6 protein-coding genes are annotated in these 6,699 nt (G+C 72.7%); 5 read left to right on the top strand and 1 reads right to left on the bottom strand.

Annotated elements, in window-relative coordinates:
* Positions 1 to 1,131 (bottom strand): hypothetical protein (locus tag E1300_RS46235; RefSeq protein ID WP_131763615.1); only part of this gene is annotated, 1,131 nt, incomplete at its 3' end.
* 133 nt (positions 1,132 to 1,264) lie between these two features.
* Here E1300_RS46235 and glf point away from each other — a divergent pair.
* The 5 genes from glf to E1300_RS46210 all read left to right on the top strand — a co-directional run.
* The gene (glf, locus tag E1300_RS46230; protein ID WP_131763614.1) at positions 1,265 to 2,437 is read left to right on the top strand and encodes a UDP-galactopyranose mutase; all 1,173 of its coding nucleotides are present in this window, start codon (positions 1,265 to 1,267) and stop codon (positions 2,435 to 2,437) included.
* Positions 2,434 to 4,527 carry a glycosyltransferase gene (locus E1300_RS46225; protein ID WP_242619835.1) on the top strand — a complete coding sequence of 698 codons (2,094 nt, stop codon included), beginning with the start codon at positions 2,434 to 2,436 and terminating at the stop codon, positions 4,525 to 4,527. The genes glf and E1300_RS46225 overlap by 4 nt, the downstream gene beginning before the upstream one ends.
* Entirely contained in the window at positions 4,527 to 5,396 is an 870-nt protein-coding gene (locus tag E1300_RS46220) for an ABC transporter permease (RefSeq protein WP_131763613.1), read from the top strand. The genes E1300_RS46225 and E1300_RS46220 overlap by 1 nt, the downstream gene beginning before the upstream one ends.
* Before the next feature lie 3 nt (positions 5,397 to 5,399).
* The gene (locus E1300_RS46215) at positions 5,400 to 6,173 is read left to right on the top strand and encodes an ABC transporter ATP-binding protein (protein ID WP_207400375.1); all 774 of its coding nucleotides are present in this window, start codon (positions 5,400 to 5,402) and stop codon (positions 6,171 to 6,173) included.
* A gap of 134 nt (positions 6,174 to 6,307) precedes the next feature.
* Positions 6,308 to 6,699, top strand: a 392-nt coding sequence (locus E1300_RS46210; protein WP_207400374.1) for a hypothetical protein, incomplete at its 3' end; no start/stop codon positions are given.

Here is a 6,699-nt window from a genome sequence, read left to right as displayed (position 1 = left end):
CAGCGCGGCGACGGCGTCGGTGCCGACGTCGGCCACGTCCGCCCAGTACGGCTCGTCCGGGTCGGAGCCGGGCGCACCGGGCACGGTGCCGGAGCCGGCGGCGGGCACCGCGGTCGGGACCAGCTCGTAGAGGTCGCCGACGACGCGGTAGCCGGCCGCGCGCAGGTCCTCGACCATCTCCACGGCCCGCTCGGTCGCCCAGAGGACGTGCTCGGCGGGCAGGTCGATCCGGACCCGGCCGGGCCGCTCGGTCAGGACGTCCTGCGCGAGGCGGTGCTTGATCTCCAGGTTGTAGGCGCTCCAGCTCACGTCGTCGCCGAGGGTCCGGTTGAGGCGGAGCAGGAACTGCGTCTCGGCGAGGCCCAGCGACGGGTTCGCGAACGCGTCGCCGAGGTCGTACCCGTCGGGGTCGATGCCGACGGCCGCGCAGAAGCGCCGCCACAGCAGGTCGTGCGGTGCGCCGGGCCGGGGCACGGTGACGAGGTGGACGCGTCCGGGCGGCAGGTCCGCGGCGCCCCACCGCGCGAGCACGTCCACGGGGTCCTGGAGCTCCCAGAACAGCCGCGCGCTCTCGAAGTCGTGCCAGTTCGGCCGCTTCAGGTCCGCCACGAACTCGCCGAAGGAGGCGGTCAGCCGGTTCTTGGCGTCCTCCTGCCAGTGCGCCGGGATCTGCCGGGCGAGGTCGCGGGCGGTGAAGACGAGGTGGACGTCCGCGAAGTCGAGGTCGGCCAGGGCCCGCGCGACGTGCTCGGGCTCCGCCGGGGCGAACAGCTCCTGGGAGATGATCACTGTGCCCCGCCAGTCGCGGGCGCGTTCGACGAGCTGCCGCCAGGCGCCGTCGAGCGACGGGTCGCGGGCGCCCCGGAAGAACGTCCCGCGCAGGTCGAAGGCCGCCTTGACGTGGTCGGCGTGATCGTCGCCGGGGTAGAGGACGCCGCGCTCGCGGAGCCGGTGCCGGTTGCCCCACATCGCCTGCTGGAGGTAGGTGGTCCCGCTCTTCGCGGCGCCGATGTGCAGGTACACCGCGGTGCGCTCACCGGGCCGCGCCGGGCCGGGATCTGCGGTGCCGGGGTTCGCGGTGCCGGGGCGCGCCGGGCCGGGGTTCGCACTGCCGGGAGTGGGTGGAACCACCGCGATCCTTGATACTGGGCCGGTACCGATTGAACCCCGGGTATCTTAGCCTCAATCCGTACTAAAGGGCTGGTTGGCGCCGTATGCGCCCACCGCGCCCTCCGCTCCCCCCGCACGGGATGGTCGCCGTCCAGTGAATGTCGATCTCGTGGTGGCCGGTGCCGGGTTCTTCGGGCTCACGGTCGCCGAACGGTGCGCGTCCGAGCTCGGCCTCCGGGTCCTCGTGCTCGACCGGCGCGGCCACATCGGCGGCAACGCCTACAGCGAGACCGATCCGGAGACGGGCGTCGAGGTCCACCGCTACGGCGCCCACCTGTTCCACACGTCCAACGAGCGGGTGTGGGAGTACGCCAACCGGTTCACCGCCTTCACCGGCTACCGGCACCACGTCTACTCGACGTTCAAGGGCAGGGTCTACCCGCTGCCGATCAACCTCGGCACCATCTGCGCCTACTTCGGCCGCGCCTTCACCCCGGACGAGGCCCGCGCGCTGATCGCCGCGCAGGCCGCCGAGGTCGCCGACCCGTCCAACCTGGAGGAGAAGGCGATCTCGCTGATCGGGCGCCCGCTGTACGAGGCCTTCATCCGCGGCTATACCGCCAAGCAGTGGCGGACGGACCCGAGGGACCTCCCCGCCGAGATCATCACGCGGCTGCCGGTGCGGTACACCTTCGACAACCGGTACTTCGACGACGTCCACGAGGGGCTCCCGGTCGACGGCTACACCGCCTGGCTGGAGCGGATGGCCGACCACCCGCGCATCGAGGTCCGGCTCGGCACCGACTTCCTCGACCTGCGCGGCGACACCGCCGGGAACGTGCCCGTCGTCTACACCGGCCCGCTCGACCGCTACTTCGACTACGCCGAGGGCGACCTCGGCTGGCGGACCCTGGACTTCGAGACGGAGGTCCTGCCGACCGGCGACTTCCAGGGCACCCCGGTCATGAACTACGCCGACGAGGACGTCCCGTACACGCGGATCCACGAGTTCCGGCACTTCCACCCCGAGCGCCGGGAGCGCCACCACCCCGGCAAGACGGTGATCATGCGGGAGTACCCGCGCGCCGCCGCCCGCGGCGACGAGCCGTACTACCCCGTCAACACCGCCGCCGACCGGGCCCGCCTGCTGGCCTACCGGGAGCTGGCGCGGCGCGAGGACGGCGTGCTGTTCGGCGGCCGGCTCGGCACCTACCGGTACCTGGACATGCACATGGCGATCGCCGCCGCGCTCAGCATGGTCGACAACAGGCTGCGTCCCCATTTCGCCGAGGGCGCGCGTCTCAACAGCGGAGGTGTGGCCGAGTGACCGAGCAGCCCCCGGCGGCGGGCGCCGAGCCGCGCAGCGCCGAGCCGCGCGTGCTCCAGCGCGTCGTCATGCCCGTGGACCGCGACCTCGACGTCCTCGCGCTGTACGTCGAGGGCGAGATCGGCCGCGGCGCCGAGGCCCTCGCCGCCGAGACCGCCGTCGAGGACGGCATCGCGCACGACGCCGCCGACGGCACCGCGCGGGGCGCCGACGACGTGGGCCGCCGCAGCGTCGTCGTCCCCGTCGGCCGGCGCGTGTCGTTCGCGACCTACTTCAACGCGTTCCCGGCGAGCTACTGGCGGCGCTGGACGACGGTCCGGGAGGTGCTGCTGCGGATCCGCGTGCGCGGCCACGCCCACGTGATCGTCTACCGGTCCAGCGCGAAGGGGCACGTGCAGCGCGTCGCGTCCGCGCGGATCGACTCCGACACGCCCCGCGAGGAGACGTTCCGGCTGACGCTCGGCCCGTTCGTCGACGGCGGCTGGTACTGGATGGACGTCCAGGCGGGCGAGCGCGACGCCGTCCTGGAGCGGGCGGACTGGTGCGCCCCGCCCCCGCCCGCCCCGGACGGCGGCGCCCGGCAGGGCCGCGTCAGCCTCGGCATCACCACCTACGACCGGCCGGGCTTCTGCGTCGACCAGCTCCTCGCGCTCGGCCGCGCACCCGAGGTGCTGGACGTGGTGGACGAGATCTTCGTCATCGACCAGGGCACCCGCCGCGTCCGTGACGACGCGGGCTTTGCGCGGGCCGCCGCGGCGCTCGGCCCGCGGCTCCGGCTGATCGAGCAGCCGAACCTCGGCGGCTCCGGCGGCTTCTCCCGCGCCATGGACGAGACGCTCAAGGCCGGGACCAGCGACTACGTCCTGCTCCTCGACGACGACGTGGTCACCGAGACCGAGGGCGTGCTGCGCGCCGTCGCGTTCGCCGACCACGCCCGCACGCCGACCATCGTCGGCGGGCACATGTTCAACCTGTTCGTCCGGTCGCAGCTGCACGCCTACGGCGAGTCCATCCAGAAGTACCGCTGGTGGTGGGAGGCGTCCCCGAACACCCGGCGGGAGCACGACTTCGCCGTCCCGCCCGACACGAACCCGGTGCCGCGGCTGCGGACCAGCTCGGGCAGCCTGCGCAAGACCCGCTGGCTGCACCGGCGCGTCGACGTCGACTACAACGGCTGGTGGATGTGCCTGATCCCCGCCGACGTGATCCGCAAGGTCGGCCTGTCGATGCCGATGTTCATCAAGTGGGACGACGCCGAGTACTGCGTCCGCGCGGGCGAGGCGGGCTTCCCGACCGTGTCGCTGCCCGGCATGGCCGCCTGGCACGTCCCCTGGCAGGACAAGGACGACGGCATCGACTGGCAGGCTTACTTCCACGAGCGCAACCGACTCGTCACCGCGCTGATGCACTCGCCCTACGAGCGGGGCGGCAACCTCGTCAAGGAGAGCTTCATCATCTCGGTGAAGCACGCCCTGGCCATGCAGTACTCCACCGCCGAGCTGATGCTCTCGGCCATCGAGGACGTCCTGTCCGGGCCGGACCACATGCACGCCGGGATCGCCGGGAAGCTCGCCGAGATCACGGCGTTCCGGGCCGCTTTCCCGGACGCGCGGAACCGTCCGGACCACGAGGAGTTCCCGCAGGTGCGCGCCAAGCCGCCCAAGCGGGGGCGCGGATTCAAGCCGCCGAAGGGCAAGGCCAACGTGCTGGCGAGCGCGATGATCGGCACCCTGAAGCAGCTCCGCCCGCTCGACCCGTCCGCCCGCGGCAACCCGCAGGCCGTCGTGCCGCACATCGACCGGCACTGGGGCCTGCTGTCGCAGCTCGACAGCGCGCTCGTGTCCTCGGCGGACGGCACCAAGGTCGCCTGGTACCAGCGCGACCCCGAGCGGTTCCGGACGATCCTGCGGCGGACGTCGCTGCTGCACGCCCGCCTCAGCCGCGAGTGGCCCGAGCTGTCGCGCCGGTACCGCGCGGCCATGGACGACCTCGCCTCCCCGGAGGCCTGGCGCCGCACCTTCGCCGCGGCCGCGGCGGCGGAGCCGGGCGGCGCGGGCGAGCCCGGGGAGTCCGTGGGGCCCGGGCAGTGATGGCGGCGACGTCGATCCGGCCGGACGAGGGGCTCCGAGCGCCCGGGGCCGACGGGGGGCTGCGGCAGACCTTCCGGAACAAGTACCTGCTGCGGCTGCTGGTGCGCCGCGAGCTCAGGGCACGCTACAAGGGGTCGCTGCTCGGCCTCGGCTGGTCCTACGTGCGGCCCGGGGTGCACTTCGCCGTCTACTTCTACATCGTCGGCGTGTTCCTGGGCGTGAACCGCTCGGTCGAGCACTTCCCGGTCTACCTGTTCTCGGGCATGGTCCTGGTGAACCTGTTCACCGAGACGCTGCACTCCACGACCCGGTCGGTGACGGGCAACGCGGCGCTCGTCCGGAAGGTGTTCCTGCCGCGCGAGCTGTTCCCGACGGCGTCGGTGCTCGTCTCGCTGGTGCACTTCCTGCCCGGCCTGATGATCCTCTCGGGTGCCGCGGTGGCCGCCGGGTGGCGGTTCTCCCCGGAGGCCGCGGGCGCCGCCCTGCTCGGCTTCGCGATCGTCGTGGTGCTCGGCTACGGCATCGGGCTGCTGTTCGCCGCCGTGAACGTCTTCTTCCGCGACCTGGAGCAGGTCGTGGACATCTCGATGATCGTCATCACCTGGTCGGTGCCGATGATCTACCCGTGGACGCACGTCCGGGACCACGCGTCCGGCTGGGTGCTCGACCTGTACCTCGCGAACCCGCTCGTCAGCGCCGTCTTCCTGTTCCAGCGGGCGTTCTGGCTGCCCGGCACGGACGCCGGGTTCGGCTACCCGCCGCACCTGTACGCCCGCGCGGGCCTGTCGCTCGCCGCGAGCGCGCTGGTCCTGCTGGCCGGGCGCGCGGCGTTCGCCCGCATGCAGCAGCGATTCGCCCAGGAGCTGTAGCCGTTGACCCCCTCGATCGTCATCGACTCCGTCACCAAGGACTTCACGCTGCGGCACGCGCGGTCGATCAAGGAGATGAGCGTGCGGGCGCTGCGCGGGCAGCGGCTGTCCGACCGCTTCCGGGCGCTGGACGACGTGAGCCTCACCCTCCACCAGGGCGAGACCGTGGCGCTGATGGGCCTGAACGGCTCCGGCAAGAGCACCCTGCTCAAGCTGATCTCCGGGGTGATGCGGCCGGACTCGGGGTCGGTGCTCGTCCGGGGCCGCATCGCCGGGCTCATCGACGTCGGCGCCGGGCTGCACCCCGAGTTGACCGGACGGGAGAACGTCCATCTCAACGGGGCGATCCTCGGCATGTCCCAGAAGGAGATCGCGCGAAGGTTCGACGAGATCGTGGAGTTCTCCGGGGTCGAGCGGTTCCTCGACGACCAGGTGAAGTTCTACTCGTCCGGGATGTTCATGCGGCTGGCGTTCTCGATCGCCGCGCACACCGAGCCGGACGTGTTCCTGATCGACGAGGTGCTGGCGGTCGGCGACCCGCCGTTCCGGGAGAAGTGCATCGGCCGCATCCGCGAGCTGCGCGGCGAGGGCCGCACGATGGTCGTCGTCGCGCACGACATCCAGATGCTCACCGGGCTCTGCGACCGGGGGATCACGATGCGGCAGGGACGGGTGATCTTCGACGGGCCCACGGCGGAGGCGGGACGGCTCGTCCGCGAGGACCGGATGGCCCGGCGCGCCGCCGCCGTCGCCGGCGAGCCCGGGACGCCGCCGTGACGCCCCCGCCGAACGTCCCGGCGGGCCGGCCGGATCGCACGACAAGCCGGACAAGAGCGGACGGACCTGTGGATAGGGTGTCCCGAGCCGCGGCGGGCCGGCCGCCCGGCGGGGTCCAGGGGAAGGGTACGGCGTTGACCACGCACGAAGCCGGGTGCCCGGTGCTCGACAACGTCCACCGGATCATCGCCGACCGGGCGTGCGCCGTCCTGTCGCTGGACGTCTTCGACACCGTCCTCTGGCGCCGCGTGCCCCGCCCCACCGACGCGTTCGCGCTGCTCGGCTCCCGGCTGCGCGCCGCCGGGCTCTGCGCGGACTGGATCACCGACGCGACGTTCCGGCGGATGCGGATCGCCGCCGAGCACGCGGCCCGCGGCCACCGCGAGGCGCTCGGCACCGAGGTGTCCCTCTTCGACATCTGGCGGGCCATGCCGGACGCCCTGTTCGGCGGCGCGCCCCTGGAGCAGCTCGTCGAGGCGGAGGTGCGGCTCGAACGCGAGCTGACCGTCGTGGACCTCGACATCGC

This window comes from Actinomadura fibrosa, from assembly GCF_900659615.1.
GTDB lineage: Bacteria > Actinomycetota > Actinomycetes > Streptosporangiales > Streptosporangiaceae > Spirillospora > Spirillospora fibrosa.
This window is presented reverse-complemented; position numbering and strand designations above follow the sequence as displayed.

Coding starts and splice junctions, on each gene's coding strand:
- E1300_RS46220 (WP_131763613.1), top strand. CDS start 4,527: ATGGCGGCGACGTCGATCCGGCCGGACGAGGGGCTCCGAGCGCCCGGG.